The organism is Mycobacterium sp. TH-M82 (assembly GCF_057473605.1).
On record NZ_JBYCKY010000444.1, the window covers coordinates 1 to 2030 of the forward strand.

At 70.2% G+C, this 2030-nt stretch carries 2 protein-coding genes; both read right to left on the reverse strand.

The window, feature by feature from the left end:
• On the reverse strand, positions 1-1250 hold a 1250-nt coding region (locus tag AC2VON_RS13650), incomplete at its 3' end, for an NAD(P)/FAD-dependent oxidoreductase (protein WP_486953448.1).
• Between the two features lie 55 nt (positions 1251-1305).
• A partial coding sequence (locus tag AC2VON_RS13655) for an MFS transporter (protein WP_486953449.1) occupies positions 1306-2030 on the reverse strand: 725 nt, incomplete at its 5' end.

Here is a 2030-nt window from a genome sequence, read left to right on the forward strand (position 1 = left end):
AGCGGGTCGAATTCACGCAGCACCGCAGACTGCTTGCCGGTGGTGATCTGCTCGGCCAGCAGCCGGCCGGTGGCCGGCCCATGCGTCATACCCCACATACCGTGGCCGCCGGCGACGTAGACGGTCCCCGCCGACACCTCCCCAACCACCGGGCGACCATCCGGGCTCACCGGACGCGGGCCGACCCACACCTCGTCGCGTTCGTCCCAGCGCACCCCCTCCAGCAGTGGGCGCGCCGCGTCGACGATGGCCTCGATCCGTGCCGCGGCGGCCGGGGCGTCGGGGTCACGGAACTCCATCGTGCCCGCGACCCGCAGTTTGTCGTTCAACGGCGTACAGGCCACCCGGGCATCCGGCAGGTAAATCGGACCGGGGACCAGCCTGTCCACCGGCATCGTGAAGGAGTAGCCGCGCCCGGCCTGCACCGGCATCCGGACCCAGCGCTTCGCCAATCGGGACAGCCAGGCGCCGGTGGCGATGACCGCCACCACCGCGGTCAACGTCCGGCCGTCACGGGCACTCACCGTGACACCGTCGCCGGCGGGAACCACGTCGACGACATCCATGATGTGCAACTGGGCCCCGCGTTCGACGACGGCGCGGCCCAGCGCGGTCACGAAGCGCCCGGGGTTGACGAAACGCTGACCATCGATCTGGACCGCGTAGGTCACCGCGCCCGACGCCAGCGGCACCTGCCCGCGCAGGGCCGCCCCGGTCAACGCCGTGGTGGACACCGGCTGGCCCTCGGCGGAGAACCGCCGCAACTCCTCCAGGGTCCGCTCAGCGTCGGCCGACGAGCGGAATAGCGCGGTGATCGGCGCCTCGGTGAGCGCCGCGTCGACCCCGTTGTTCACCAGCACGTCGTAGGCTTCCAGGCACTCGGCGTTCAGCGGCAGGTTCGCCCGTACCGCGCGGCGCCACGACGATGGTCGGGAATGTGCTGCGAAGCGGATCAGAAACTTCCACACCGCCGGGTCGAGTGTCGGTGAGATTTGCAGCGGCGCAGTCGAACTCAGCAGCGACCGCAGACCGAAACGCAGGTTGCCGGGTTCGTTGAGCGGGATGGCCAACGCCGGTGAGATCCAGCCCGCATTACCCCAGGAGGAACCGGCCGCCACGCCGCTGCGGTCGACCACGGTGACTTCGACACCGCGCTCCTGCAGGAACCAGGCCGTCGACAAACCGACGATGCCCGCTCCCACCACAACCGCCGAGCGCGGTGCGCCGTCGAAACCATTTTTGCCGCCCATCACCCCATGGTAGTGCGGCGATTTCGGGCGGCGGTTGCGCCGATGGTCGAGCAGCTCAGCCCTGTCCGGCCGCGGTGCCAAGCGGGGCCACAACCGGACGCCGCGGCTGCTCGACACGCTCAGCAGCCGGTCGGGCGTCGTCACCCGCGGGGGATGACCCTTCGACGTTCACGACCGAGGCGGCGGCAGGTGCCCGGGTTTCCGGCGCCAGCATCCAGCCGGCCGCCGCCACCAGCAGAACCGCGCCGCTGACCACGAAACCCCACCCGAAGGACAGCTGCTCGGCGATCACGCCGACCGCTGCCGAGCCGGCGATCGCCCCGAGATCCGCCATCATCTGGAAGGTCGCTACCGCGGTGCCGGCCCGGGCTTGGTTGCCGATGATGTCGGCGATTCCGGCCTGCTGCGGCGCGCTGTACATGCCCAGTGCCACACCGGTCACAAATGCCGCGGCCATGAACGTCGGCACCGATGACATCGCTCCGAGCAGCATTGTCGCAACCCCTGACACCACCAATCCGGTGATGAGCGGGCCTCGCCGGCCCATCCGGTCGGACAGGTAGCCGCTGGGGATGACCGCGCAGACGTTGCCGATCGCGATCATCGCCAGCACCAGACCCACAACTCCCGGGCCGCGGCCAAGGATCTCGGTGACGAACAACGGCACCAGCGCGACCCGCAGTCCGAACACCGACCAGCCGGTGGCGAAGTTCGACAGCAACGCCGACCGGTACGCCGGATGGCGCATCGCGACCCGCAGCGGCACCGTGGGTTCCACCG